We start from the raw sequence: 25229 nt of genomic DNA, 5'->3' as shown, positions 1-25229 counted from the left end.
AATGTTATTCCCCCAATGAAACGATTTTTCGATTTGTCATTTCAAGCGCTGTTTGAATTCCTTTTTGAAGGGTATTCTTCGTAATAACCTGCGACAAATCAATTCCCAGATTAACGATCGTCTGCGCAATCTCCGGACGGATTCCGACGAGCAGGCATTTCGCGCCGACAAGCCGCACCGCTTCTGACGCCTGGATAATATGGTGCGCCACCATCGTATCAACGACCGGCACGCCCGTGATATCAATTAATACAACCTGTGAACGGTGCTTCACGACGCCGTTTAACAGATTTTCCATAATGTGCTTTGCACGCTCCGTATCAATCGTCCCGACAAGCGGCATGACCGTTACATGCTCAAATACCGGGATCAGCGGAGCCGACAATTCCTGAAGCGCGATTTTTTGCAAAGTAACCGTTTTTTCCCAGGAGATAGAATACTGATTTAAAATTTCCGTGTTGATCGGATTGAAAAAGCTGTCTATTTCCAAAATCAAATCTGCTCTGTCCTGATCGGCCATATTAAGGTCGACCATCGTTTCGTAAAGCAGTTTCCAAAACTCTGACAGGGTGGCTGAAAGAAGTTTCAGTGACAGACCGAGCTGAACGGCGCGCAGTGCGAGCTCACTGATCTGCTCTTCCGTAGCCTCGTCATTTTTAGTCGATAATAAAAGAATGTCTATATAGTCTTTACAAATATTTTCACATATGTGATTCGTAAGCTGATAGTCTTCCTGATTGCCTACTTCTTTTAGTTTGGCTGTCCAAGTATCAAGCAGTTCATCATGCTGATCAATGATGAACTGATACACTTTCTGATTCGACATGGGTTTCACTGACCTCCCGACACAAAACAACAAATTTTGTTTGATTATCTCTTTATTATAGCGCTTATGTTTTTCGAAAACAAAAAAAGTTGCTCTATATGAGCAACCAAAATATGACTAAAAATCAATGAGTGCCAAACTGATTTGCAGGGCTTCATCAACCTTATCCATCATTTCATCATCCAGATGAGTTATTTTATCCGTTAATCTTTGCTTGTCAATCGTCCGAATTTGCTCCAGCAAAATAACGGAATCTCTTTCAAAACCGTAGCGTTTTGCATCAATTTCGACGTGGGTTGGTAATTTCGCTTTCTGTATTTGGGCTGTTATGGCTGCAACAATAGCAGTCGGGCTAAAGCGATTTCCGATATCATTTTGGATCACTAAAACCGGGCGTACGCCGCCTTGCTCTGAGCCAACAACAGGAGATAAATCAGCAAAATAAACATCGCCGCGCTTTACAATCAAAATGATTATCCTCCGCTGACTAAGCGCTCAACGGTCGTTTCTGCTTCGCACTCAGCATAGTGAGCCTCAGAAGAGATATTCAAGTTGATTTTCGCCATTTCCATATACCCGCGTCTCATCAAATCACGGTTATGGCGAGTTGTCCGTTCGCTGACATACGCTCTCACTGCTTGTGATATCAGTTCGTTTCTGCTTCGTTTCTCCCGCATCGCTACACCATCCAATTCAGCTACTAAGTTTTCGGGCAAGCTGATTTTCATTTCGGTTCTTGCGCTGGATTCAGACAAAAAACATACACCTCCACCAAACTTACGGATACGACCAATTCATCCATCCAGACATAATGATACCATTATTCAAACGTCAAGCAAAGCTGTTTTATAAATTCTCTTTTTCCGGATGACGGCTACTTGCTTGTATTATCTTGCAGTAAAGGATTTCTTACTTCCATTATACTCTCATTTTCCAAAAACATACGGGGAACGCGGGAACTAATGGTACAAGGGACCTCGTAATTAATCGTCCCAAGCCGCCCTGCGATTTCATCCATCGTGATCGTTTCTCCCTTCTGGCTGCCGATCAGGGTGACTTTGGTGCCCGGCGGATAAGATTGATCTAATTCGACCATCAATTGATCCATGCAGATTCTTCCCGCGATGTTCATCCGTTTGCCGCCGATCAGCACAGACGTGCCGCTCAGCTTGCGGAGCCACCCGTCTGCATAGCCGATGGGAACCGTTCCGATCCATTGATCCTTCTCTGCCGTATATGTTGCGCCGTAGCCGACGCTTTCCCCTTTGCGGATCTTTTTCACATGGGATAAAACAGAGTGCAGCGCAAAAGCCGGTTTTAATTGAAACGGAATTTCGCTTTGGATGTCAGCAGAAGGACGAAGCCCGTACATACTGATGCCGAAACGAACCGCGTTAAAAAAGCCTTTTTTAAGACGAAGTCCGGCAGCGCTGTTCGCGCAGTGCACCATCAATTCTTTTAAAGGAAGCGGAGCGATCAATTTTTTAAAGCGGTCAAACTGAAAGAGGAAATAATCTCTGTTTTTCTCATCCGCGGTAGCAAAATGGGTGAATACGCCTTTACAGACTAAACCGGGATTTTGATCGAGGATTTTTAACACGCTTTGGATTTCTTCCTCCGTTTTGACTCCGAGTCTGTTCATGCCGGTGTCGACTTTCAGATGAAACGGCACTGTTGCACTTCCGAGGTGGCGCGCAGCTTCCTGAAGCCATTCAACAGAATATCCCGTGAGTGTTACGTCATACTCGGCAGCTGCTTGTACATATTCGGGCGGCACGGCGCCAAGCACGAGAATCGGCGCTGTAATGCCCCGTTTTCTCAATGAAATCGCTTCATCCAGTATGGCTACGGCAAGACAAGAGGCACCCGCTTCAAGCGCGGCTTTCCCAACTTCCAAATCTCCGTGACCGTAAGCGTTCGCCTTTACAACCGCCATGAGATGGACGTTTTGCCCGATGTGTTTTTTCATATGCGTGACATTTTCTTTAATCGCGGACAGGTTGATTTCCGCCCACGTTTCTCTGTAAAAGGATGCTGTGTTCATTCGATACACTTCCTAGCATTATTTTCAATTCATATTTTTATTATCATACTAAAATTATTCTGTAAAGTGAAATGGAATCAAAAAAGAGACCGACAGCGGCGGCCTCTTTTTTGACGTTATTTTGACGACTGTCCCTGCATGCTTTTGGCGGCGGCCACCATTTCATCTTTTGTCAGATCCTGTGATGACAGAAGATAATCCACTCCGTCATATGTCCACGTTAAAGACGTATCAGATAATGCGGCCACCGTGAAGCCGAGATTAACCGGTTCGCCTTTCAGCGTGACGGCAGAGGCGGCTTTTGCGATATGGGCTTTTTCTTGAATAAGGGTGAATGATTTTTCTCCGCCGTAAGTCATGACGATCCGTTTGCCGTCCGCCGTTGAAATATCTTTCTCTTCAAGCTTTTTGACGCCGGCCGGCACTTGAAGCGGTGTTTTGACCGCAAATGAATCAGACGGCTTGGCGCTTGTGGCGACGTCCATCTGGGAAAGCGTCATATTTTTCTTCTCGTCAAAAGAGTCTTTATCAAACGGTTTGTTGAATTCAAAGCTTTTGAATTCGACTTTTACCATCACTTTCCGGTCTGTATCCATAACTTTAACGAGCGACGGGCTCATGTCCTTTTTGTTGAAAGTGATTTCCTGAGTCGGCAGCATTTTGTTGTGCTGATAGTTTGTTTTTGTTTCAAACGTGTACTTTTTATCTTTGGCGGAATAGACGGCGTCTTTGTCATGCTGCACGTCCTTTACAAGTGACTCAAACAAATATACTTGGCTGCTGTTATTCGGCCAGTCGCTTTGGAATCTGAAGCTCTTATTTAAAGACGGCGTGAGGACAAAGACTCCGTTGGCGTTCCGTAAAATGACTTGGTTTTGGTCTTTTTTCGGATTTTCCAAATAGACCCGGTACAGGGAAGGTTTTTTATGCCAGATTTCCACATTGTATACTTGCGGATCACTCCCCGTTTCGATGGTCATTTTGGCTTTCGCTTTGTACGAGGTGTATTCTTTCGCCTTCTTATCTAAACCGTTCACGATATCTTCCTGTGATTTTTGGCCGCAGGCCGAAAGAATAAGGACGGCAAGCAGTCCCGTTAAAAGCAAAACAAAGCTTTTTCTCACCTTTTTTCAACCCCTTCTTCTCAATTGATGTAAAGGGAAGAAATCGCTTGTTTGACTTTAACGGTACGCCCTGAACGGACGGACGCGTACCATAAAAGCCTCAAACAACTTGTCTCCCTTAATGCACTATCAAATATATGAAGGGGTTTCGGCTAATATGCAGACTAGCGTGACAACCTTTCAATCACGACCTGTGCCGCGGCGTATTCTTTTGTATGGGTAATGGAGACGTGAACCGCCGCGCCGTCCAGCTTGGCGCAGGTCAGCACTGGTTTTCCCGCCGTGTCGTTTCCGGTTTCAATATCCTGAAAGCTGAGCTCTTTGCCGATACCTGTGCCGTATGCTTTCGAAAAGGCTTCTTTTGCCGCAAATCTTCCCGCGAGAAATTCAATTTTCCTTTTGTCCGACAGCAATGTAAAACGGGCGTATTCAGCCTCCGTCAATATTCTTTGCGGAAACCTCGCCTGCCGGCTGAGCATGTTTTCAATTCTGTGCAGTTCAACGATGTCGATTCCGATTCCGAAAATCATGTGAATTCCTCCTAAAAGTCCGTACTAAAAAACGGTTAATGTCATAAACGTGTTACTATATATGTAACAAATCAGATGCAAAGGGGCTTGCGATGTTTATACGAACGGAAAATTTCCAGACTTTTATCAGACGTTATCCGGCCGTCAGCTGTATCTTGGCGCTGCAGGCGTTCTTATGGCTGTTTTTCAGTATGCCGCTTCATTCCGTCATGATGTGGTCAGATGCTGTGACCGGCTATAATTACGGCGTTTCCTCGGGAGAATGGTGGCGGCTGGTGACACCGATGTTTTTACACGCGAATTTCACTCACCTTTTGTTTAACTCCATGTCTCTCTTTTTATTCGCGCCCCCGCTTGAGCAGATGCTCGGAAAAGTCCGTTTTCTGATTGTGTACATCGCATCGGGCATTATCGGCAATATCGGCACGTATCTTGCCGAACCGCTTGATTATGTGCATGTCGGCGCATCCGGCGCGATCTTCGGACTTTTCGGCGTGTATGTGTTTCTGACTGTTTTCCGCAAGGAGCTGATCGGCCGGGATCAGTCGAAAATGATTATGACCCTGCTTATCATCGCGGTGCTGTCGACGTTTATCAACTCTAATATTAACATTATGGCGCATTTGTTCGGACTAGCAGGCGGATTTTTGCTTTCCTTTTTATGCGTGCAGCAAAAAAAGCGGCGGTATTAACCGTCCGCTTTTTCATATGAATACCAGCGTCCGATGCGTTCGGCATCTTCCTCGCTGACATCCTTCAGCATGACATGCTCCATGTGGTGAGCTGATTTCACTGCGGTAGCCACAGATGCGAGCCGCCTTCTTTTTTGCAGAAAGGAGCGGCTGACTTCAAACATCTGCATTCTTCTTCTCAGCATAATCGTGGTCGTCTTCCCGATCAGCCTCGTGGTGATCTGAAGCCTGCCGCCGTTTATGCACCATGACGCTGTCCTAAACGAGGCATATCCTAGCACCAGTTCGACAGGAAGCACGAGGAGCGATGCATATCCCCACGGCTTAAACAGAATACAAAGCGGGATGATCACGAAAACCGAGAAGATTATGGATCGGAATAAATACCGGCGCAGCGCCCTTTTCGGCAAATGATTCCGGTTTTCTTCCAGCACGTAATCCGGTGTGAAACCGTTCAGCATCACTCCGAGCTTTGATTTGCGGATGATCGGAAACAGAATCGTCTGTGCTCCTTCTTTCTCATTCCCCGCACTGCCGGCGCTGACAATCGCAACCGTCGCGTATCCGAATAATTGCCTGATCACATTTTCTTTCATTTTAATGGCTTGGATTTTACGGAGCGGGATTGTCACTTGATGCTTTTCAATAATTCCTCTGGTAATGACCAATTCGTGTTCCTTTTTTTCTATTTTAAAGTTGGCATGCTTGATCATCATACCGGCGATGCTTAACAGCCAGGCGATGAACAATCCTATGAAAATGATCACGGCGTATATGCCGATGCTCGCATGCTTGAGAAAGGAAAACCTGTCATAGAGCCAGTCCATCGGAAGTACTTCATCAATCTGAGAAAAGAGGGCGAATACCGCTGAGATGATGACACCGATTCCCCCGGATGTTGAGGCGGCCATAAGCAGCTCACCTACAGACAGGCGGTAAACGGATTGCACATCTTCCCCGCGCATCGGTTCCTGCTCCGCTGCGGTCTCCCCTCGTTCTTCTTGCTCCGCTTTTTGCTGAAAAACAGCCGCTCTGATCCGTTCCGCCTCTTCCACAGTAATGGCGGATAAGACGGCTTCAGCGTTTTTCCCGTCGCCGGCCGTTTCGATTTGAAGCTTAACAAGCTTAAAAAGCTGCTGAATGATGCCGGCACTCGTATTCATTGATTGAATCCGGTCAATGGAGATGTATCTCTTTTTCGTAAAAAACAAGCCTTCTTCAATTCTGAATTCTCCGTCCTCAATCCGGTATGTAAATTTTCTCCACTCAATCACACTAGCCGTAATCAGCCAGATAAGCAGGACGGCGAGCGCAATGCCTCCGTAAAAGCGGATGAAGTGGTTGGAGTTTACAATATAGACGAGAAAAAATGGCAGAATAATGTTTTTAATGGTTTCGATAATAATATGGAATAAGTTCAAAATCACGGCCGCCGGATGCAGACGTTTCGGCTCAGACATCATCTTCCGTCACCCTTGCCAGACGGGAAATGGAATCCCTCAGCCGGTCAGCTTCCTCCATATCAAGCGCCGGAATGGAATGAACGGTTGCCGCCGTGGAGATTTTGACTGAGGCCAGACGGTACTTTCTGAGGAGCGGGCCTTGTGAAGTATCTACGTGCTGCACCCTCACCATCGGCACAATGACCCGTTTGACAATAAAAATGCCGGATTGAATATCAATTTCATTTTCATGGACTTCATAGCGCCAGATCCTGTGCCTGATTTTCGGTATGGCATAGACGGATATTACTGAACCGATAACCCAAATGATGCCGAGGACTCCGGTGATCCAATACGGCCAATGGAAGAAATGGCTTAAAACAGCTGCTGCTATAACGGCCAGAAGACAGAAGGCGGACAGGATGATTTCCTGAAGACGCCAGACTTTTAAGCCGCTTGGACTGATTCGATTTTTTGGCTGTGCTCTCAACATACCTACCTCCCATTTTTTATCATACATACAAATACGGCTGATTTGCAAAAAAGATTCACTTTCCGGCATATCAAAAAAAAAGCGGACCCCGTAAAAGGGTCCGCTTCCTGTGTTTTAGTATGATTTTTTCTGGCGTCTGTCACCTGAAGAACGGCGGTCGCTTGAGCGTTTTTTATCGTAGGAAGAACGGTTGTTGTTTTTCCCTTTGCCGCCGCGGTAGCCGCCGCCTTGGCCGTCTCTGCGCTTAGAAGTACGCTGGTTTTTATAGCGTTTGCTGACCATAGGCGCTTCATCAGTGAGGCGTACAGGCGTGCTGTCCGGCTCTTTTGTCGCCATTTTAATGGCTGCAGCCACAACTGTCACTGCATCATGATCTTCTAACAATTCCGCAGCTGCCGTCATGTAGAAGTTCAGGTTGTTTTCGCTGATCGCCGTGCGCAGACGGTCAACCGTCACCTGCTGCTGTCCTTCTAATGCTTCGTCAAGCGTCGGCTCTTTCATGCGGTCCATTTTGCGTTTTGTCGTTTGTTCAATCGCGCGAAGCATGCTTTTCTCACGCGGTGTGATAAACGTCATCGCCATACCCGTTTTTCCTGCACGGCCCGTTCTTCCGATACGGTGAACGTAGCTTTCAGGATCTTGAGGCACGTCAAAGTTGTAAACGTGGGTAACGCCTGAGATATCAAGTCCGCGGGCGGCAACGTCAGTCGCTACAAGCACTTCGATCGCACCTTCTTTAAATTTACGAAGCGCAACCATACGTTTCGCCTGCGTTAAGTCGCCGTGAATTCCTTCAGCCGCATATCCGCGAAGGTTCAGGGCTTCAGCAAGCTCATCGACACGGCGTTTCGTACGTCCGAATACGATCGCAAGTTCCGGAGACTGAATGTCAAGAAGACGAGTCAGCGTATCGAATTTTTTGCGCTCCTGCACTTCCAAGTAGAACTGCTGAATGTTGGACACAGTCATTTCTTTCGCTTTTACTTTTACGTGTTCCGGCTCAGTCATGAAACGCTCTGCGATCCGTTTGATCGGCGCAGGCATTGTTGCTGAGAATAAGAGCGTTTGGTGGTCGCTCGGCACGTTTGAGAGAATGGATTCAATGTCATCAATGAATCCCATGTTCAGCATTTCATCAGCCTCATCCATGACAACCGTGTTCACGTTGTTTAAACGGATCGTGCGGCGGTTGATATGGTCAAGAAGACGCCCCGGCGTACCTACGATGATATGCGGGTTTTTCTTCAATGCGCGGATCTGACGTCCGATATCCTGGCCGCCGTAAATAGGCAGTACTTTCGCACGCTTATCTTGTCCGATTTTATATAACTCTTCAGATACTTGAATGGCTAATTCACGGGTTGGCGCGATTACGATTGCTTGAATATTAGGAGACTCGGGGTTCATTTTTTCAACAAGGGGTATACCGAACGCAGCTGTTTTACCTGTACCTGTTTGCGCTTGTCCGATGACATCTTTATTTAAAAGTCCGAGCGGAATCGTTTGTGCCTGGATCGGTGTTGCTTCTTCAAATCCCATACGATTGATTGATTTCATGAGATCAGAACTTAATTGGAAATCTTGAAACGTTATAGTCAAATTATTCAAACTCCTTCTGATTGCTGTTTCAGTAATGTCGTGATTTACCACTAAAAACCGCCCTTTCATCCAAAGGACAGGATCATACGTATACAAAGCCCGAATTACTTTACGTTTAATCTTACCATTACACTATGTGTTTTTCAATAAGGCGAGATGGTCAGGCGGCCGGAAGCGGCCTGACCGGATTCTTCCCGCGAACGGGGCCGGACCCCGCGCCGGACGGGATTTCCCAGCCGGCGGTCTTTCTTTTTCATACGGACAGAATTATTTCACCCTGAATTAGTTTCTTCATTTTTGTATATTTTTATGATGCTGATCATTATTTTTTCAGTGCTTCTCTAATAAATCTTTAACGATTTCTTCGAGCTTCATACCTCTCGATGCTTTAAATAGAAGGAGATCGCCGGAAGCGGCCATATCCTGTATGGCGTGAAGCAGTTCTTTTTTGTCAAGATAATGGCTGACGCGCCCTTCTTCAAAATGCCGGCGCGCTCCGTCAGCGATAAATGCGCCGAGTGTGCCGTAAGTAAATACATGGTCGATTTCCGCCGGATTGACCGCGGCTCCGCATTCTTCGTGGAATGCTTTTTCTTCATCACCAAGTTCAAGCATATCACCGAGCACGAGCATTTTCTTCCGATAGCCTTTCATCGTTTCGATTAATTCGACCGCCGCTTTCATTGACGTCGGGCTCGCATTATACGCGTCGTTTACGATCGAGATGCCGTTGTCCGTTTTGACCAGTTCCAATCTCATCCCCGTCACCTTCAGGCGGCTCAGTCCCAGAGCGGCATTTTCCGGCGTAATGCCGAAATAGATGCCGGCGGCGTATGCGGCCATGGCATTCATCACATTATGTCTGCCGAGAACGGGAATAAAGAATGAACGGCCGATTCCGTCGATATTAAAGTACGTGCCTTCTTCCGCCTGTTTTATTTCTTTCAGGCGGAGATCATTGTCCGCGCCTGCGCCGTATGTCGTTGTCCGGCAAGTGTACGTCTTTTCGCGAAGCAGCGGCTCATCCCCGAAATAAAACAGAACGCCGTCTTCCCGAAGTCCGTTTATAATTTCAAGTTTCGCCTCCGCAATTCCTTCTCTTGAGCCTAAATCCTGCATGTGGGATTCGCCGATATTGGTAATGACGGCAGCTTCCGGTTCAGCAAGACGGCTCAGAAAATCAATTTCGCCTCTCGCGCTCATTCCCATTTCTAAAACGGCGATTTCTGTATCTTCAGGCATGGCAAGCACAGTCAGCGGCAGGCCGATATGGTTGTTGAAATTGCCGGCGGTTTTGTGAACGCGGTACTGCGTGCCGAGAACGGCGTGAAGCATGTCTTTCGTTGTCGTTTTTCCGTTGCTCCCGGTCACCCCGATAACCCGTGTGCCGAGCTCTTTCAAATAAGCTTTTGCCAATGTTTGCAGCGCCTCCAGCGTGTCATCGACAAGGATGACAGCACGCTCTTCCGGCGGATTCGGTTCAGAGCGGTCCCACAATACCGCGGAAACGCCTTTTTCGAATGCTTGCGGCACAAAGGTGTGACCGTTAAAATGCTCGCCTTTTAAAGGAATGAACAGCTGATTTTTTTCCAAATTCCGCGTATCGGTTGCGGCGCCCTCAATCATTGTTTGTTCAAATACGGGATTTGTCAGTGTGCCTTTGACCATGTCTGCGATTCGCTTTACAGTTCGCTTTATCAAAGGTGGCACCTCGCTTTCTGAAAATGTTGTCTGTTACGGGAAAAGACACTGCCCCTTCAGGCAGTGTCCGTCTTCATTAAAATGTATGTTTAATCAGCTGTTTTTCGGCATGGCGTTCTTTTGCCAGCTCAACCAGCTGTTCGATCAGATCACTGTAATCTACGCCTGCTTCTTTCCAAAGCAGCGGGAACATGCTGAATGGCGTAAAGCCCGGCATTGTGTTCACTTCGTTAATGAGCACTTGACCGTCATTGGTCAGGAAGAAATCGGCGCGGACAAGGCCTGATCCATCAATCGCTTTGAAGGCTTTAATCGCCATCTCGCTGATTTCCGCATATTGTTCATCCGTCACTTGCGCGGGAATCATTAAATCCGTGTCGCCGTCTTCATATTTCGCCTTGTAATCGTAAAAGTCGGTTTTCGGCGCGATTTCACCGACGGCGGAGCATTTCGGTTCGTCATTTCCGAGTACGCCGATTTCGATTTCCCTGCCGGCGATTCCTTCTTCCACCACAATTTTCCGGTCATACTCAAAAGCCAGTTCGAAGGCTTTTTCAAGCTCTTCGCGATTTCGGCATTTGCTGATTCCGACGCTTGACCCGAGGTTCGCCGGTTTGACGAAGCACGGATATCCCAGCTCCTCTTCAACCTGCTGTAAGCAGCTGTCCGGCGTCTGTTTCCAGTCCTTTTTTAAGAAAGCGGCGTACTTCGCCTGCGGAAGCCCCGCTTGAGCGAACAAATGCTTCATGATGACTTTATCCATGCCGGCTGATGATGCAAGCACCCCGTTGCCGACATAAGGAACGTTCAGCAATTCCAGCAGACCCTGAATGGTGCCGTCTTCACCGTTCGGTCCATGCAGAAGCGGAAATACGACATCGATCGGCGCCTTTTCGTCAGGCGACGCTTCAGGAAACATTTCCCGGTTCAATGCTGATAGAGCGAAACTTTCACCGTTTTGTTCCAGCTGAAGCATTTTCACGTTGGAAACCGGCTCAGTCAGCAGCGGGCCTCTTTGCCATTCTCCTTTTTCAGTGATGTAAATCGGATGTATATCAAACTTCTCAGTATTAAGCGCTTTTGTTACAGCTAATGCTGTCTGCAGCGATACATTGTGTTCGGCTGACTTTCCGCCGTACACCAATCCTAGACTTGTTTTCAATGGATATTCCCCCCACAACAATTCATCTTTACTATCTTATCACTTTCCTCAGAAAATGATCTAATTATTTTTGGGCATTCTGAATATGAAAGCATTTGTATGTAATTCCTTTTTATTTTATATTAAAATGGCATGGAAAAGGAGATGTGTCATATGAAAAAAATCAGTACAACAGAACAATTTAATGAACTTATTCAATCCGACAAGGAAATCATCGTGAAATTTTTCGCTGACTGGTGCCCTGACTGCACGCGCATGAATATGTTCATCGGCGATATTTTGGAAGAATATAATCAAAATGATTGGTATGAGCTGAACAGAGACGAGCTCCCTGAGCTTGCCGACAAATATCAGGTAATGGGCATACCGAGCCTTCTGATCTTTAAAAACGGCGAAAAGAAAGCGCATCTTCACAGCGCAAACGCGAAAACGCCCGAAGAAGTCACAGAGTTTTTATCACAGCATATTTAATTCGTTTCACGATCTTTGTTTATGACTTCAGGCTCTACATGAACATGGACATGAGTCACATCATGTTCATGTTTTATTGCATATTCGACCTCATCGGCTACTTCGTGGCCTTCTTTCACAGACAGTCCCGGATCTACCGTAATGACCATTTCCACATGAACCGTGCTCCCCAAATACCTTGCTTTCACATCCTTCAGCCTGCTGACCTCTTTTATTTCTTTCACCGTGTGTTTATACGGCTCCAAATCTTTCAGATCAAATCCGTCCGTCAATGAGTGGGAAGCATCTTTGAAGATGTCCCATGCCGTCTTACAGATGATGATTCCGATCAGAAAAGCAATAACCGGATCAATCCACGGCAGATGAAGCCGGGCCGTTAAGACGCCTATAAACGCCCCAATACTGACATAGGCGTCAGAACGGCTGTCTTTCGCCGCCGCATGAAGGGCAGAACTTTTAACCCGATCCGCAAGTCGGCTGTTATATACATACATGCCGTACATTACAATCGCGCTTCCGAGCGCCGTCCATGCCGCAATGAAGCTCGGCTCGGCCTTCGTTCCGCTGACAATCGCCTTTGCTCCTCCGATCAGCACTTCAATACCGACCGCCATCATAATAAAAGACGCAATTAATGAAGAAATTGTTTCAGCCCGATAATGTCCGTAGGCATGATCACTGTCCGCGGGGCGCTGGGAAATCCGGAGCCCGATCAGCACAGCCAGTGATGCGACAATATCCGTGGCATTATTTAACCCGTCCGCTCTGAGCGCTTCGGAATGATAAATAAGACCGATCACCAGTTTGACGGCGGCAAGGATGAGGTACGCGGCGATATTAAGAATCGCGCCTTTTTCGCCCCGTTTTAAGTTTGCCGTTTGATCATTCATGTAAGGACTCCTCCATTCTCATTCATAGTATGGATGGAAAAGCGGAAAAATAGCAGCTTTGATCTGATCAAATGCAATATTCGACAGCATTATTCCCCGGGAAACTTTTTGTCGAAAAATTGGCGGTATTTTTCCTTTACATATGAATATGACCATTGTATACTTTCATTAACTGATAATGATTCTCAATATCATTTGATTAGGAGGGTAATCATGAGGTCTTCTCCTCAGCTCAGATCATCAGTTGAAGGACGAAAAAAACATCTGATCCATTTGCTGATCAATAACGGAATATACAAAAAGTCGGAACGGCATTTATATGAATTATCGCTCGGAGAATTAGAAAGCGAATACAAATATGTTAGGAAGGTGCGGGCTCATGGCGAAACGTAAAATAAAAACATACGAACAGCTGATAAAAGAAAACAAGGCGGCCATTATGAATAATCAAAAGCTGATGAATGTGATCTATGACAGAATTGACCGCAAGCATCAAAAACTGCTCCGGCACAACAGCCATACATAAAAAGAGCCTTATTCAGGCTCTTTTTTTATTGCTCAAAGGCTTCCGCCGCTAATTTGCCGATGACCGCATCGTCCATCGGCGGATTGTGAAGGCCGGCCCGGGCATCCCGGTAATACCGCTGAAGCGGATTATTTCGCTCCAGGCTTTTTGCGCCGGTGATTCTCATTGCTTTATCCACAACAGAAAGGACGGCATTTGTCACAATATGTTTTGCGGCGCCGAGCTCGCTTTTGATGAAAGGGCGGCGTTTCGGGTCATCATACATTTGCGCCGCCGTGAAGAGAAACTGTCTCGCTTTTAACAATTCGAGCTCCATTTCCCCGACACGCTGCTGAACGGCCGGCACGTCTTTAATCGGTCCGTTCAGGCTGTTCGGCGAATATTCGGATGCAAACCGGACGGCATAGTCCCTTGCCGCTTGAGCGATACCCAGATAAGCAGCGGGAATGTGAAGCAGCCAGCCATTCACTTTCGCCGCTCTCGGCCCGCTGATAAGCTCCACAAGCCGCTCATCACTGACCGTGACATGATCTAAAAGGAGATCATGGCTTCCGGTCGCCTTCATGGCAATCATATCCCATGTTTCTTCGACTGAAACGCCTGCCTGATCTTTATGAATGAGAAAAACACCGGTCGTTTGTTTTTCTTCAATCCATGCCGTCACAAGCATATAATCCAAAGTCAGTGAAAGGGTTGTAAAGGTTTTTCGGCCGTTCAGCACCCATTTTCCGTCTTTTTTGACAGCGGAGGTGCCGGGTCTTCCTCCCCTCGTCGGACTGCCGGTCTGCCGTTCCGTCGCTGCCCTGTTCAGGACAGCTCCCTTTTTCACCTCTTCTGTGATAAATGAAAAGACATCTTCATCCCAGCTGTTTCCTTCTCCGAGCTCACCCATGACGGATAAATGCCAGCCGATTCCGAGAGCAACGGCCGCGTCTCCCCGCGCCAGCCGTTCCTGAAACAGCACCATATCATAAACGGAAATGCCTGCACCGCCGAATGCCTCAGGTACCGTTAACGCCGTATATCCCGCGTCGCGCAGTCTTTGAATTTTCTCCGCGGGAAAACGGCCCGCCTCATCATCAAGCGCGGCTGTTTTTTGAAATTCGTCTGCAAGCAGGTCGATTTTTTCCATCCATTCCCTCTGCCGTTCATTCTGTATCCATAAAGACACTGGAATCCCCCCATTATAATTCCGATAAAGTTAATAAGTATTATAGAGATTCAAGTCTCGTTTCGCAACTGTGAGGCTGTACAAAAAAACACGCTATTCCATGGAATAGCGCGTTCAGACTGCTTCCGGGCCGCGGTCCTGCTTGAGCCCGAGATAAATCAGCATATATGTGAGATAACCCATCGTCATCACAAGCCCGCCAAAGAAAAAGCTTGAAAAAATCGGCTCTTCAAACGCGGTAACCGCCGCAAGCACGATCCAGCTTGCATACAGGTAGATGATGAAATAACGGAATCCCGACTTCATTTTATATAAGAGAAACAGCCCCACTGTAGAAAACAAACCCAGCGCAAGCCTGAAATAAACAAGATGTTCGAATTGGAACATGAATGACACAAAGGAAAAACCAAGCAATAACACAATCGGTAATGCGGTAATAAAATTTCTCAAGTGAGCACCTCCGTCATTACCTTTATTATAAATCAAAATAGCATAAATTATTGATTTATCGTGATCTTTTTCACAAAAATGTCATTCCTTTACTTTATACCCGAACATCGCGTTTGCAAAAGCTCCACCAAGCGACGGCTAAGAAGAATACGATATGGATAATGATAATGCCTGCGGAAAATAACGGCGTCATTCCCGCAAACAGCGGTTTCGCCCCGCTCATATATTGCGTCAGGTCAGTATTTGCGAACAGCAGAAAACTTCCCCATTTGTTTTGGAAGAGCGACATAATCGTCACGAGTGATTTTGCGCCGTACAGCACGATAAATGACAAAATGACGGCCGTTGCGCTGTTTCGGAATACAGAAGAACACAGCAAGCCAAAGCATGCCATCGCAAACGCCTCGACCCAGTTCGTGCCGATTACTTTCAGGGTGTTCATAAGAAGCGTCCCTGATTCAGATGTCACCGACACGCCGAAGAAAGCCATGCCGAACAGCAGAGACAGAATATAGTACGCCGCATACAGGTACAAGCTGACCAAAAATACGGTAATGAGTTTAGATACAAAAATCCGCTCCCGCTTTACCGGGCGGATTAACAAAAATTTGATCGTTTTCTTATCAAATTCAGCGGAAATGATCGTTGCCGCGATCACGATCGTTAATGCCTCAAGCAGAATATTCAGCCCGGGCGCGTACGCCATATAGCCGATGAAATTCTCATCCGTTCCGGAACTGATGACAAGCCGTTTAATGACAAGCGCCATAATAAATTGGAGAACGGCCATCAGAATCAGCGCCACTAATGAGACTTTTCGGTTAAAGAGTTTCATATGCTCATTCGCTGTCAATTTAAACATTCGTCTCCTCCTCCTCTTGAAGCGCCGTCGTCACTTTCATGAATTCATCCTCCAGCGATTCCGCATACGGCATGATGGAATACACGAGAAAGTCTTGTCCGACGAGCGCACGGTTTAATGCCGGGATGTCCTTCTTCGCTACGGTGACGGTAATGCCCCCGCCGTTTTTCTCCGGAGCAAATTGCTGTTGGGACAGCCATTCGAATGCTTCGTCAGCCGGCTGAATATCGAGGACGGCTTTTTCTTCTTTTTCCACAGCGCCGCGCAGAACAACCTCTGTTTTGATCTCACCTTTTTGAATGATGATGACACGGTCGCAAAGGTCCTCCACTTCACGCAATAAATGCGTCGCAAAAAGGATGCTCGTCCCTTCAAGCTCCGCGAGTTCCTTTAAGTGATCGCGGAAATCCTTCATTCCGCCGGGATCAAGCCCGTTTGTCGGTTCATCTAAAATGAGCAGATTCGGACGGTGAAGAATGGCCTGCGCAATCCCGAGACGCTGACGCATGCCAAGGGAATACGTTTTAACTTTGTCATGAACGGCATTGGTGAGCCCGACCCGCTCGATGACTTCCTGAAGCCTGTCCTCTTTGATGTTTTTGTGCATGTTGGCAAAGTGCTTCAGATTTTCCCACCCCGTCAGGTACGGGTAGAATTCAGGATTTTCCACGATCGCTCCGACGGATTCAAGCGCTTTTTCGAAATCAGCATCGTGCTGAAAGCCGTTAATTGTAATCGTGCCGCTGTTTTTCTTTAAAAGACCGACGATGATTCGGATAAGTGTGGTTTTTCCCGACCCGTTCGGACCGAGCAAACCGATGATCTCGCCCTGCCTGACATCCATGCTGATGTTTTTTAAAATGTGCTTTTTGCCTATTGTTTTGTCAAGGCCTTCAATATGTAAAATCGGCTCAGTCATACAGCCTTCCTCCTTTTTCACAAAAAATAAACAGTGCCCGTACATAGGCACTGTCTGCATTATAACATTAGTCATATATTCGTGAAGAGCCGGAGCCGACGTTATGTCTTATCCGGGACCGGTCCGTTTTTTTCCTTCTCTTCATTATTGACGACATCCAGAATATCGAGCAGGAACACAAAAATCGGAATTCCGATAATCAAGCCCCAAATGCCGAAGAAATGTTCCGAGAAAATCAGAACTGTAAAGGTAAAAAAGATCGGCAGTTCCGTTTTCGCTGACATCAGTTTCGGATTAAGGAAGTACGTCTCAATCGCATGGATGACGAAAATGACCAGCACGATGTAGATGACATACGCTGCGCCGCCCGTCGTATACGCGATGATGCTGAGCGGAATGAGCGAAATCACCACACCCGCAACGGGAATGAGCCCGAGGAAAAAGACCATGATGGACAGGCCGAACAGCTGCGGAAAATGCAGAATCGCCAATGCGATCAAGGTGAGGATACAGTTCACCAGCGCGATAATAAATTGGGCTTCAAGCACTTTGCCGAATGTTCTCGCAAACTTGCTGCCGAAATAAGCAAGTTCGTAGTAAAAAACAGACAGCTTGCTGTGCTGAAATTTTTTCATAAACTCCGTGAGCCGCTTTTTCTCGAACAGGAAAAACATGCTGAGAATCAGTGACATCACGACCTGCAAACCGAAAGTGCTGATATCGGCCAAGTATGTATACAGTACATTAAAACCTTCTTTTACATAGGAACCGATATTGATATCGCCGAACACGCTCGATATCTCATCATAAAACGGAATGACATCGGGATGATACGCGATGTGCTTGATCTGCTTAATCAGCTGTTCAATCTGCTTGGCAACAATCGGGTAAAAGACAAAGCCTCCGACAGTCGCCCCGACAGCCAGCGCAATATATAAAACGGTGATGACCACCCTCTGGCTGATCCGGAAAAAATGGTTCAACACGTGCCGGATGACAGTCTCCAGCCGATCCATCAGAAAAGTAAAAATAAACGTAAGCAAAATCAAATTAATCATACTTCGGAATACAACTAACACCCCAGTCAAAACAAGAAAAACGGAAAAACGTCTGACACCCGGATGCTGAAAAAATTTAAAAATAGCCGCCATTTATACACTCCTGCTAGGACAAAAAGCCCTTAGATTTCATCTTTCACTCTCTAATTGTAAATTATATAACAAAATGACGCTAAGGTCTTTGTCCACCTCCTAATAAATTTAAACAAATTTATCTTTTTTACTCATGGCGGCCGAAAAAAAGAACGGCATGCCCGATGCATACCGTTCCTTTCCTTTTATACCGCCGTTTTCATTTCTTTTACGGCCTGTGTGCTTTTCGCTTCGTCAAACTCATTTTCGCTCTTGGCTACGATGATGGTGGCGATTCCGTTTCCGATCAGGTTGACGATCGCCCTTCCTTCACTCATAAAGCGGTCGACGCCGAGGAGCAGCGCCAGCCCCTCCAGCGGAATAACCTGAAGCGCCGATAAAGTGGAGGCGAGCACGATAAATCCGCTTCCGGTTACGCCCGCCGCGCCTTTTGATGTCAGCATCAGCACGAGAATGATCGTAACCTGCTGGCCGATGGTAAGGTCAACGCCGAACACCTGCGCCAGAAAAACCGTCGCCATGGACAGATAAATCGAGGTGCCGTCCAGGTTAAAAGAATATCCCGTCGGAATGACAAGGCCGACAACCGATTTGGAACAGCCGTAGCGCTCCATTTTATCCATCATCCGCGGAAGGACGGACTCAGAAGAGCTTGTGCCGAGAACGATGAGCAGTTCATCTTTAATAAAACGGAGATAGTTCCACAAGCTGAAACCGAATAGTTTGCAAATGATATTCAAAGCGACAAATACAAACAGGAACATCGTAACGTATACAGACAGCATCAGACTCGCCAGCGGCTTGATGGAATCAAGGCCGAAGTGCCCGATCGTATAGGCCATGGCCCCGAATGCGCCGATCGGCGCCGCGCGCATGATGTAGCCGATGATTTTGAAAAAAACGTGCGACAGTTTATCGAAGAAATCAATAATGCTTTTGCCTCTTTCACCGAGCGCCGCCAGGCCGACACCGAATAAAACAGAAAAGAATAAGACCTGAAGAATGTCGCCTTTTGCGAAAGCGTCAACCATATTTGACGGAACGATGTGAGTGATAAATTCAATCCAGTCAATCCCCTGTCCCCCGTTTTGCGTGTACTGAGAGACATCCCCTTTTTCAAGCTTGCTGTAATCAAGCCCCTCACCGGGTTTCATGATATTGACGACCAGAAGTCCGATAATAAGGGCGATGGTGGTCACGACTTCAAAATAAATAAATGCTTTTCCCCCGACTTTGCCGACTTTTTTCATGTCTCCCATCTTGGCGATGCCAAGCACGATCGTCAGGAATATGATCGGTGCGATAATCATTTTTACCGCATTGATAAATGTATCGCCGAGCGGCTTCATCTGCTTCCCGGCCTCAGGCCATACGAGTCCGACAATGACGCCGATGATAACCGCCGTGATGACCTGCACCGTAAGATTTTTGAAAATTTTCATCCCTACTCCCCCTTGCCTCTCGCTGCGTCTATACAAAAATGATAGCGTTTTCAAACGAAGAGGGGAAGCTTATGATCATAACGGACATTTTGGTCTTTTTGGTCTCGGCTAGCGGACGAATTTGTAGCGGTTAACCGGCCGGCCCACTCCCCCGTATTGAATGTCGAGCTTAATCTGGCCGTCTTTTTCAAGAAAATCAAGATAACGCCGCGCTGTCACCCTGGCGATTCCGAGCGCTTTGGCGGCTTCTTCAGCTGAAAGCGGCTCCGTCTGCTGTTTCATATAGGTCAAAATTTCATTCATCGTAAAATGATTTAACCCCTTCGGCAGATCGCGGGACGGATTTTGCGGAATTTTAAGCAGCATGTCAAGCTGCTCTTGCGACATGGTGTCATGCTCTTCAATTTTCCGTTTATATTGTTTATAGTTTTCGAGCGCCTGTCTCATCCGCTCCAGCTTAAACGGCTTCAAAATATAGTCGGCCGCACCGTTTTGCAGCATAAGCTGGATTGTTTCTTTGTCTTTTGCAGCCGAGACGATGATGACGTCTACTTCGAGCTTTTGTTTTCTGATTTCCTGGAGCGTTTTAATTCCGTCTTTTTTCGGCATGTATACGTCTAATACCACGAGCCCGGGCCGCAGATCTTTTATAAGCCTGATTCCCTCGTCTCCGTCAGCGGCTGTGGCGATGACGCTGAACCCTGAAACACCGGTGATAAATTCTTTATTCACCTCCTGCACCATCGGATCATCTTCAATAAGCAGCACCTTGATGTCCATCGAATGATTCCTCCCCCTTCATCGGAAATAAAATAGAAAATGCCGTTCCCTGTCCCTGCCGTGTGTCGACTTCAATAACGCCCATCCCTTTGTCGACGATTTGTTTGACGAGGTACAAGCCGTATCCCGTTCCTCCCGTTTTATTGACGGTAAACCCTTTGTCATAAAGGTGCGGGATGTGCTGATCGGAAATCCCGCTTCCGTTGTCTTCTATTAATATAGCAAGCACTTCATCATTTTGCTCGATACTGATGTCAATATGTTTGTCCTCCGTGTCCGCTGTTTCGAATGCGCCGAACGCATTTTCAATTAAATTGCCGAGCAGGACGACGATGTCATGCTGGTCGACATGCTCCGGAAATGCCGAGAAACTGCTGTTTTCATCAATTTTCACAGAAATGCCAAGCTCTTTTCCTCTTTTGATTTTGCTTAACAGCAGCCCCGCCGCGGCGTCATTCTGAATGGCCTGATGAAGAAAATCGGTGACGCTTTCTTGTTCTGATGATTCCTTAAAAGCAAGCTGGAGCGCTTTTTCTGATCTTCCGAGCTGAATCAGTCCCGCGATGGTGTGAAGCTTGTTCATATGTTCATGATTTTGGACTCTGAGCGCATCGACAAAATTTTTCACGCCGGTCAGTTCTTCCGCCATTTTCGCCGCTTCCGTCCTGTCCTGAAAAATAGCGACGGCTCCGATGACCTTCTTTTTCATAACGATCGGAATTCTGCTGCTCATGATCACCTTTCCGCTGACTTGGATTTCTTCATTATATACGGCTCGGTTCCGCTCGACGATCTCAGGGAGCCGCGAATCTTTTAACACGTCCCAGATCAGCCTGCCATCGGTCTCTTGTCTGACATTGAATATCTGCTTCGCTTTTTCATTAAAAATGGTGATGTGATGCTGATTATCGATCGCGATGACGCCCTCATTCATCGAATGAAACGTAGCGGTCCGTTCCTCATACATTCTCACGATCTCATGGGGCTCCAGCCAAAACATTTGTTTTTTGATGTGGCGGGCCAGCAAAAAGGAGCCGGCCAGTCCGAACCCGAGCGCCAGCAGAACGATAAACAGTATTTCATGTTTCAGCTGAAGAAGAATTTCACCGAATCCGGGCAGCGTTTTACCGGCCAGAACGACGCCGATCTGATTCAAATCCCGGTCTTTGATGGGATAAAAAGCGCGGACGGCGGTGCCGATCTCTCCCTTTGCTTCGGAAAAATAAATGTGCTCGGCGAACGCCGCGGCTTCGTCCTCACCCCTTGAACGCTTTCCGATCATTGTGCTGACGGGATGTGAATAGCGGATATGATCCATATCCATGACGACGATGTAGTCCGCTTCATTGATGATCCTTATTTCTTCGACCGCATGGCGCACGTCTTCCCTTTGTTTTTTCTGCTCGAGGGCACGTTTGACATCGGTCATCTCAGATACCGTCCGCGCGGTATTCATCAGCCGTTTTTTCAGCTCGCGCTCCTCTGTATGCTGAATATTGCCGATCAGCACGATGCCGACGATCAAAAAGGTAAAAAGCACGACGATATACGAAAGTATGGTGATTTTCCAGCGGATGGTGAGCTTTTTTTTCGTCATTGGCCTCTTCCTTTCCGTCTCTTTACGAAAACGGCCCGCCCGATTATGCTTGTTATAGAAAATGGCGGAGGGGGTTTTCGATGAAAAGCTTGCTGACTTGTCTCAGCCTGATGGTACTCGGTATCGGAACCGCTTTATTCATCGGCTTTCATGATCGTTTCTCAACGGAAGAACCGTATTATGATGACGAACAGGAAGGCCTGAAAGATCAAATCGTTTTCAAATTCAGCCATGTCGTTGCTGAAAACACGCCAAAAGGGCGGGCGGCGAATAAGTTTGCCGACCTTGTCTATCAAAAGTCCGGCGGCACCATTAAAGTAGAGGTGTTTCCAAACGGGAGCCTCTATTCAGATAATGAAGAAATAAACGCCCTCCAAAACGGGGACGTGCAATTCATCGCTCCCTCCACCTCAAAGCTCGGATCACTGTCTCCCGAATGGGGTGTTTTGGATCTGCCGTACGCGTTTACAAACTATAAAGCCGTGCAAGAAGGCCTCAACGGCAAAATCGGCACACGCCTGTTCGCTTCATTAGAAAAGCATCATTTGAAAGGACTGGCGTACTGGACGAACGGGTTTAAGCAGCTCACGTCAAATAAAGGGCCGATCTTCACTCCGGACGATTTGAAAGGACAGGCGCTCAGGATCATGCCGAGCAGCGTGATCGAAGACCAGTACCGTCTGCTCGGCGCGCACCCGCGGCAGGATTCCTTTAATTCCACGTTTCAGCTCTTGGAAAGCAATCTCGTAGACGGAGAAGAAAATACGATTTCAAATATCTATTCTAAAAAATTTTATAATGTTCAAGATTATTTGACAATCAGCAATCACGGGTACCTCGGTTATGCCGTGATGACCGACGAGCATTTCTGGAATTCGCAGACAGAAAAAACGAGAACCATCTTAACGGAGGCGATGCGAGAAACGACGGAGTGGAACGAAGCCTCCGCTGAGAAAATGAATAAAGACCAGCTTGAAGAGATAAAGAAGAATTCATCCATTCATATTCATGTGCTGAGCAAAGCGGAAAAGAACACATGGATGAAACGCCTCGACCCGATTTACGGACAATATGAACAGGTGATCGGCCGCGGGCTTGTGCAGGATTTGTTATCCTTGCGCCGCGAGCCTTAGCAGGACCAATACGCCCATCTCCGTTTCATCCCTTTTCCCGCCGGGGAAGTAAATAGGGACAGATCAAAAAAGGAGATGGAGACATGTTTACACATACGAAAAAACTGCAGCATCCGGCTAAACCGGATCGTCCTGACCCGCTGTTCGCAAAAAAGATGCAGGAAATTTTAGGGGGACAATACGGGGAAATATCCGTCGCCATGCAATATTTGTTCCAAGGATGGAATACACGGGGCAATGAAAAATATAAGGATCTTCTGATGGATACCGCGACGGAAGAAATCGGCCATGTCGAAATGATCGCGACGATGATTGCGAGACTGTTAGAAGACGCCCCGCTGGCAGAGCAGGAAAAAGCGGCTGATGATCCGGTCATCGGGTCCATTTTAGGCGGCATGAATCCGCATCATGCGATCGTGTCAGGACTCGGCGCAATGCCGGAGAGCAGCACGGGCGTTCCGTGGAGCGCAGGCTATATCGTCGCAAGCGGAAACCTTCTGGCAGACTTCCGCGCCAATCTGAACGCCGAATCACAAGGAAGGCTTCAAGTCGCACGCCTGTATGAAATGACCGATGATAAAGGCGTGAAAGATATGCTCAGCTTTTTATTGGCCCGCGATACCATGCATCAAAACCAATGGCTTGCGGCCATTAAAGAATTAGAAGAACAGGAAGGTCCGATCGTTCCTTCCACATTCCCGAAGGCGCTGGAAAAACAGTCATTCTCCCATAAGCTTATTCATTTCTCAGATGGAGCAGAAAGCGCTGAACAAAATTGGCTGAAGGAAACAGCGCCGGACGGAGAACCATTCGAATACGAAAAGGAACCGAAAGCGCACGGCGAAATAGCTAAGCTGGATCCCGTCCCGCCGTATGTCCATAACACGCTTCCCGGACGCGAGTAAAGACACAAGCCCAAAACAAACTGTTTTGGGCTTTCATTATGCCTTCAGAACCGTCCAGTCCGGTTCGTATCGGATGTCCGGATGATGTAACAGCTTATAAATGACAGGTTCATCCTCTTCGTACAGCATCACTTCTATTGAAAGAATCGCAGCCTTCTGCTCGTTTTCTTCGTATATGCGGTCATGTTCGTTCTCCATAAAATCATCATAGGCCTGTCTGTTCTCCCAAACGCTGATGATCTCTGCAATGAACAGGCCGTCTGCGTTTTTCCGCCAGCCGCCGGCCTGTTTGACGAAGCCATTTACACATGATAATGCTCCCCACTGTGACTGTGCTTGCGCAAATGCTTCAGCGTTTGCAGCGTCTGTTTCACATACAATCTTTTTGATCAGCATGACCGTTCCTCTGTGATGACTGTTTTCGCATGCGCATGCTCGACACAGAGATTGACGGTTCTGACGTAAGAGCGGGTGCGGTGAATCGTGCCTTTCGGGATGAGCAGGCTGTCATTTGCTTTGAGCACTGCGGTTTCTTTGTCCTTAAAATCAATCAGCAGCTCCCCTTCCAGAACGATGAACCATTCATCTGAGTCAGGGTGATGGTGCCAGTCATATTCTCCCGTAAACACTGCGAGGCGCACACAGTGGTCATTGATCTCCGCGATTGAAAAATTGTCGTGTTTTTCTTTGACTTTATTGGCGATAGCGAGCAAATTCAGCATGTCAGACACGAGTGAAAAACCCCTTTTTCATTTAATTGTATCGCAACGGCGGCTCAGATCAAGATTTTCCCAAAATAAAAAGCGATCCAGCTGATGCGCCGGATCGCTTTTGATCTGCAGGTTCTCTGCCTTTATGCTTTTATTAGCTGCTTCGTCTGTTTCCGCCTTTTTGGCCGATTTCTTTATAAAAATCTTTGTCATGATTTTTGCTTGTGGCTTCTCCGCCTTTTTGGCCGATTTCTTGATAGAATTCCTTGTCATGGTTATTGCTAGTGGCTTCTCCGCCTTTTTCACCGATTTCCTGATAGAATTCTTTGTCGTGATTTTTGCTTGTGGCTTCTCCGCCTTTTTCACCGATTTCCTGATAGAATTCTTTGTCGTGATTTTTGCTAGTGGCTTCTCCGCCTTTTTGACCAATTTCCTGATAGAATTCTTTGTCATGGTTATTGCTTGTCGCTTCTCCGCCTTTTTTACCTGCTTCTTCTCTGCTCATTTTGTTATTATCTTGTGCCATTTTTGAATTCCTCCTTTAATTGGTGTTGGTTGTTGGTTTCCCGATTTCAGAACTGCTAAACAAAGAAAACACATTGAATGTGT

At 47.0% G+C, this 25229-nt stretch carries 29 protein-coding genes; 6 read left to right on the top strand and 23 right to left on the bottom strand.

Features of this window, described 5'->3' with window-relative positions:
- Nucleotides 1-4: 4 nt before the first annotated feature.
- The 6 genes from ACNFN4_RS18755 to acpS form a co-directional block, all read right to left on the bottom strand.
- Nucleotides 5-826, bottom strand: coding sequence for an STAS domain-containing protein (locus ACNFN4_RS18755; protein WP_003156182.1), 822 nt, complete (start codon nucleotides 824-826; stop codon nucleotides 5-7).
- 117 nt (nucleotides 827-943) lie between these two features.
- A complete protein-coding gene (gene ndoA / locus ACNFN4_RS18750; RefSeq protein ID WP_003156187.1) occupies nucleotides 944-1294 on the bottom strand; it encodes a type II toxin-antitoxin system endoribonuclease NdoA in 351 nt (116 codons plus the stop codon).
- Between the two features lie 5 nt (nucleotides 1295-1299).
- Entirely contained in the window at nucleotides 1300-1581 is a 282-nt protein-coding gene (gene endB, locus ACNFN4_RS18745) for a type II toxin-antitoxin system antitoxin EndoAI (protein WP_003156188.1), read from the bottom strand.
- A 119-nt stretch (nucleotides 1582-1700) separates the two neighbouring features.
- Nucleotides 1701-2870 carry an alanine racemase gene (gene alr / locus ACNFN4_RS18740; protein ID WP_448200388.1) on the bottom strand — a complete coding sequence of 390 codons (1170 nt, stop codon included), beginning with the start codon at nucleotides 2868-2870 and terminating at the stop codon, nucleotides 1701-1703.
- A gap of 116 nt (nucleotides 2871-2986) precedes the next feature.
- The gene (locus ACNFN4_RS18735; RefSeq protein ID WP_007410230.1) at nucleotides 2987-3994 is read right to left on the bottom strand and encodes a LolA family protein; all 1008 of its coding nucleotides are present in this window, start codon (nucleotides 3992-3994) and stop codon (nucleotides 2987-2989) included.
- 164 nt (nucleotides 3995-4158) lie between these two features.
- Entirely contained in the window at nucleotides 4159-4524 is a 366-nt protein-coding gene (acpS, locus tag ACNFN4_RS18730) for a holo-ACP synthase (RefSeq protein WP_014304402.1), read from the bottom strand.
- 92 nt (nucleotides 4525-4616) lie between these two features.
- Between acpS and ACNFN4_RS18725 the strand changes: the two genes are divergently transcribed.
- Nucleotides 4617-5216: a rhomboid family intramembrane serine protease gene (locus ACNFN4_RS18725; protein ID WP_003156193.1), complete on the top strand. Its 600-nt coding sequence runs from the start codon at nucleotides 4617-4619 to the stop codon at nucleotides 5214-5216.
- On the opposite strand, the gene ACNFN4_RS18720 is transcribed toward ACNFN4_RS18725, so the two are convergent.
- From ACNFN4_RS18720 to ACNFN4_RS18700, 5 genes are all read right to left on the bottom strand, one after another.
- Complete coding sequence (locus ACNFN4_RS18720; RefSeq protein WP_021495081.1) at nucleotides 5213-6679, bottom strand: PH domain-containing protein; 1467 nt, start codon at nucleotides 6677-6679, stop codon at nucleotides 5213-5215. The two genes, ACNFN4_RS18725 and ACNFN4_RS18720, sit on opposite strands and share 4 nt — an antisense overlap.
- The gene (locus ACNFN4_RS18715) at nucleotides 6669-7148 is read right to left on the bottom strand and encodes a PH domain-containing protein (protein ID WP_025649968.1); all 480 of its coding nucleotides are present in this window, start codon (nucleotides 7146-7148) and stop codon (nucleotides 6669-6671) included. The genes ACNFN4_RS18720 and ACNFN4_RS18715 overlap by 11 nt, the downstream gene beginning before the upstream one ends.
- A gap of 117 nt (nucleotides 7149-7265) precedes the next feature.
- The gene (gene cshA, locus ACNFN4_RS18710; RefSeq protein WP_014416963.1) at nucleotides 7266-8750 is read right to left on the bottom strand and encodes a degradosome RNA helicase CshA; all 1485 of its coding nucleotides are present in this window, start codon (nucleotides 8748-8750) and stop codon (nucleotides 7266-7268) included.
- A gap of 330 nt (nucleotides 8751-9080) precedes the next feature.
- Nucleotides 9081-10451, bottom strand: a complete 1371-nt coding sequence (locus tag ACNFN4_RS18705) for a UDP-N-acetylmuramoyl-tripeptide--D-alanyl-D-alanine ligase (protein ID WP_448200387.1) — start codon at nucleotides 10449-10451, stop codon at nucleotides 9081-9083.
- A gap of 76 nt (nucleotides 10452-10527) precedes the next feature.
- The gene (locus ACNFN4_RS18700; protein ID WP_003156199.1) at nucleotides 10528-11613 is read right to left on the bottom strand and encodes a D-alanine--D-alanine ligase; all 1086 of its coding nucleotides are present in this window, start codon (nucleotides 11611-11613) and stop codon (nucleotides 10528-10530) included.
- Nucleotides 11614-11766: 153 nt separating this feature from the next.
- Here ACNFN4_RS18700 and ACNFN4_RS18695 point away from each other — a divergent pair, with 153 nt between their 5' ends.
- A complete protein-coding gene (locus ACNFN4_RS18695) occupies nucleotides 11767-12084 on the top strand; it encodes a thioredoxin family protein (protein WP_003156200.1) in 318 nt (105 codons plus the stop codon).
- Here ACNFN4_RS18695 and ACNFN4_RS18690 read toward each other — a convergent pair.
- A complete protein-coding gene (locus ACNFN4_RS18690; RefSeq protein WP_022552630.1) occupies nucleotides 12081-12974 on the bottom strand; it encodes a cation diffusion facilitator family transporter in 894 nt (297 codons plus the stop codon). The two genes, ACNFN4_RS18695 and ACNFN4_RS18690, sit on opposite strands and share 4 nt — an antisense overlap.
- Nucleotides 12975-13187: 213 nt before the next feature.
- On the opposite strand from ACNFN4_RS18690, the gene ACNFN4_RS18685 reads away from it, so the two are divergent.
- Both ACNFN4_RS18685 and fbpB read left to right on the top strand, forming a co-directional pair.
- Nucleotides 13188-13367 carry a Fur-regulated basic protein FbpA gene (locus ACNFN4_RS18685; RefSeq protein ID WP_003156203.1) on the top strand — a complete coding sequence of 60 codons (180 nt, stop codon included), beginning with the start codon at nucleotides 13188-13190 and terminating at the stop codon, nucleotides 13365-13367.
- Nucleotides 13354-13500, top strand: a complete 147-nt coding sequence (gene fbpB / locus ACNFN4_RS18680) for a Fur-regulated basic protein FbpB (RefSeq protein ID WP_003156206.1) — start codon at nucleotides 13354-13356, stop codon at nucleotides 13498-13500. The genes ACNFN4_RS18685 and fbpB overlap by 14 nt, the downstream gene beginning before the upstream one ends.
- Nucleotides 13501-13525: 25 nt before the next feature.
- Here the strand turns inward: fbpB and ACNFN4_RS18675 are convergent, their stop codons facing one another.
- The 8 genes from ACNFN4_RS18675 to ACNFN4_RS18640 form a co-directional block, all read right to left on the bottom strand.
- The gene (locus tag ACNFN4_RS18675) at nucleotides 13526-14671 is read right to left on the bottom strand and encodes an acyl-CoA dehydrogenase family protein (RefSeq protein WP_448200386.1); all 1146 of its coding nucleotides are present in this window, start codon (nucleotides 14669-14671) and stop codon (nucleotides 13526-13528) included.
- 114 nt (nucleotides 14672-14785) lie between these two features.
- Complete coding sequence (locus ACNFN4_RS18670; RefSeq protein WP_007410218.1) at nucleotides 14786-15121, bottom strand: hypothetical protein; 336 nt, start codon at nucleotides 15119-15121, stop codon at nucleotides 14786-14788.
- A gap of 94 nt (nucleotides 15122-15215) precedes the next feature.
- Complete coding sequence (locus ACNFN4_RS18665) at nucleotides 15216-15983, bottom strand: ABC transporter permease (RefSeq protein ID WP_007410217.1); 768 nt, start codon at nucleotides 15981-15983, stop codon at nucleotides 15216-15218.
- Nucleotides 15976-16902 (bottom strand): ABC transporter ATP-binding protein, encoded by a 927-nt coding sequence (locus ACNFN4_RS18660; RefSeq protein WP_448200385.1) that lies wholly within the window; start codon nucleotides 16900-16902, stop codon nucleotides 15976-15978. The genes ACNFN4_RS18665 and ACNFN4_RS18660 overlap by 8 nt, the downstream gene beginning before the upstream one ends.
- Before the next feature lie 101 nt (nucleotides 16903-17003).
- Nucleotides 17004-18053 carry an AI-2E family transporter gene (locus ACNFN4_RS18655; RefSeq protein WP_007410215.1) on the bottom strand — a complete coding sequence of 350 codons (1050 nt, stop codon included), beginning with the start codon at nucleotides 18051-18053 and terminating at the stop codon, nucleotides 17004-17006.
- A 185-nt stretch (nucleotides 18054-18238) separates the two neighbouring features.
- Complete coding sequence (dctP, locus tag ACNFN4_RS18650; RefSeq protein WP_012116859.1) at nucleotides 18239-19495, bottom strand: C4-dicarboxylate transporter DctP; 1257 nt, start codon at nucleotides 19493-19495, stop codon at nucleotides 18239-18241.
- Between the two features lie 108 nt (nucleotides 19496-19603).
- The gene (locus tag ACNFN4_RS18645; protein ID WP_003156219.1) at nucleotides 19604-20275 is read right to left on the bottom strand and encodes a response regulator; all 672 of its coding nucleotides are present in this window, start codon (nucleotides 20273-20275) and stop codon (nucleotides 19604-19606) included.
- Nucleotides 20250-21872 carry an ATP-binding protein gene (locus ACNFN4_RS18640; RefSeq protein ID WP_448200384.1) on the bottom strand — a complete coding sequence of 541 codons (1623 nt, stop codon included), beginning with the start codon at nucleotides 21870-21872 and terminating at the stop codon, nucleotides 20250-20252. The genes ACNFN4_RS18645 and ACNFN4_RS18640 overlap by 26 nt, the downstream gene beginning before the upstream one ends.
- Before the next feature lie 80 nt (nucleotides 21873-21952).
- Here ACNFN4_RS18640 and ACNFN4_RS18635 point away from each other — a divergent pair, with 80 nt between their 5' ends.
- Nucleotides 21953-23005, top strand: a complete 1053-nt coding sequence (locus tag ACNFN4_RS18635; protein ID WP_012116857.1) for a TRAP transporter substrate-binding protein — start codon at nucleotides 21953-21955, stop codon at nucleotides 23003-23005.
- Between the two features lie 83 nt (nucleotides 23006-23088).
- Nucleotides 23089-23910 carry a manganese catalase family protein gene (locus ACNFN4_RS18630; RefSeq protein WP_014416954.1) on the top strand — a complete coding sequence of 274 codons (822 nt, stop codon included), beginning with the start codon at nucleotides 23089-23091 and terminating at the stop codon, nucleotides 23908-23910.
- A gap of 36 nt (nucleotides 23911-23946) precedes the next feature.
- Here the strand turns inward: ACNFN4_RS18630 and ACNFN4_RS18625 are convergent, their stop codons facing one another.
- The 3 genes from ACNFN4_RS18625 to gsiB form a co-directional block, all read right to left on the bottom strand.
- On the bottom strand, nucleotides 23947-24306 hold the full coding sequence (locus tag ACNFN4_RS18625) for a DUF4937 domain-containing protein (protein WP_095284645.1): 360 nt from the start codon (nucleotides 24304-24306) through the stop codon (nucleotides 23947-23949).
- On the bottom strand, nucleotides 24300-24641 hold the full coding sequence (locus ACNFN4_RS18620) for a cupin domain-containing protein (protein WP_017419234.1): 342 nt from the start codon (nucleotides 24639-24641) through the stop codon (nucleotides 24300-24302). Before ACNFN4_RS18620 ends, ACNFN4_RS18625 begins: the two co-directional genes overlap by 7 nt.
- A 133-nt stretch (nucleotides 24642-24774) precedes the next feature.
- Entirely contained in the window at nucleotides 24775-25146 is a 372-nt protein-coding gene (gene gsiB, locus ACNFN4_RS18615; RefSeq protein ID WP_012116853.1) for a glucose starvation-inducible protein GsiB, read from the bottom strand.
- Nucleotides 25147-25229 lie beyond the last annotated feature (83 nt).

It is taken from the genome of Bacillus sp. N1(2025) (assembly GCF_053470005.1).
Note: the sequence above shows the minus strand (reverse complement) of the source record. Positions and strands in the feature narration are given on the sequence as shown.

What these genes read in the sequence shown, in the direction of transcription:
- ACNFN4_RS18755 (WP_003156182.1), bottom strand. Translation starts at nt 826, where the DNA reads ATGTCGAATCAGAAAGTGTATCAGTTCATCATTGATCAGCATGATGAA.
- gsiB (WP_012116853.1), bottom strand. Translation starts at nt 25,146, where the DNA reads ATGGCACAAGATAATAACAAAATGAGCAGAGAAGAAGCAGGTAAAAAA.
- alr (WP_448200388.1), bottom strand. Translation starts at nt 2,870, where the DNA reads ATGAACACAGCATCCTTTTACAGAGAAACGTGGGCGGAAATCAACCTG.
- ACNFN4_RS18655 (WP_007410215.1), bottom strand. Translation starts at nt 18,053, where the DNA reads ATGGCGGCTATTTTTAAATTTTTTCAGCATCCGGGTGTCAGACGTTTT.
- ACNFN4_RS18690 (WP_022552630.1), bottom strand. Translation starts at nt 12,974, where the DNA reads ATGAATGATCAAACGGCAAACTTAAAACGGGGCGAAAAAGGCGCGATT.
- ACNFN4_RS18630 (WP_014416954.1), top strand. Translation starts at nt 23,089, where the DNA reads ATGTTTACACATACGAAAAAACTGCAGCATCCGGCTAAACCGGATCGT.
- ACNFN4_RS18660 (WP_448200385.1), bottom strand. Translation starts at nt 16,902, where the DNA reads ATGACTGAGCCGATTTTACATATTGAAGGCCTTGACAAAACAATAGGC.
- ACNFN4_RS18635 (WP_012116857.1), top strand. Translation starts at nt 21,953, where the DNA reads ATGAAAAGCTTGCTGACTTGTCTCAGCCTGATGGTACTCGGTATCGGA.
- ACNFN4_RS18725 (WP_003156193.1), top strand. Translation starts at nt 4,617, where the DNA reads ATGTTTATACGAACGGAAAATTTCCAGACTTTTATCAGACGTTATCCG.
- ACNFN4_RS18640 (WP_448200384.1), bottom strand. Translation starts at nt 21,872, where the DNA reads ATGACGAAAAAAAAGCTCACCATCCGCTGGAAAATCACCATACTTTCG.
- fbpB (WP_003156206.1), top strand. Translation starts at nt 13,354, where the DNA reads ATGGCGAAACGTAAAATAAAAACATACGAACAGCTGATAAAAGAAAAC.
- dctP (WP_012116859.1), bottom strand. Translation starts at nt 19,495, where the DNA reads ATGAAAATTTTCAAAAATCTTACGGTGCAGGTCATCACGGCGGTTATC.
- ACNFN4_RS18625 (WP_095284645.1), bottom strand. Translation starts at nt 24,306, where the DNA reads ATGCTGATCAAAAAGATTGTATGTGAAACAGACGCTGCAAACGCTGAA.
- ACNFN4_RS18665 (WP_007410217.1), bottom strand. Translation starts at nt 15,983, where the DNA reads ATGTTTAAATTGACAGCGAATGAGCATATGAAACTCTTTAACCGAAAA.
- acpS (WP_014304402.1), bottom strand. Translation starts at nt 4,524, where the DNA reads ATGATTTTCGGAATCGGAATCGACATCGTTGAACTGCACAGAATTGAA.
- ACNFN4_RS18685 (WP_003156203.1), top strand. Translation starts at nt 13,188, where the DNA reads ATGAGGTCTTCTCCTCAGCTCAGATCATCAGTTGAAGGACGAAAAAAA.
- ACNFN4_RS18695 (WP_003156200.1), top strand. Translation starts at nt 11,767, where the DNA reads ATGAAAAAAATCAGTACAACAGAACAATTTAATGAACTTATTCAATCC.
- ACNFN4_RS18720 (WP_021495081.1), bottom strand. Translation starts at nt 6,679, where the DNA reads ATGATGTCTGAGCCGAAACGTCTGCATCCGGCGGCCGTGATTTTGAAC.
- ACNFN4_RS18645 (WP_003156219.1), bottom strand. Translation starts at nt 20,275, where the DNA reads ATGGACATCAAGGTGCTGCTTATTGAAGATGATCCGATGGTGCAGGAG.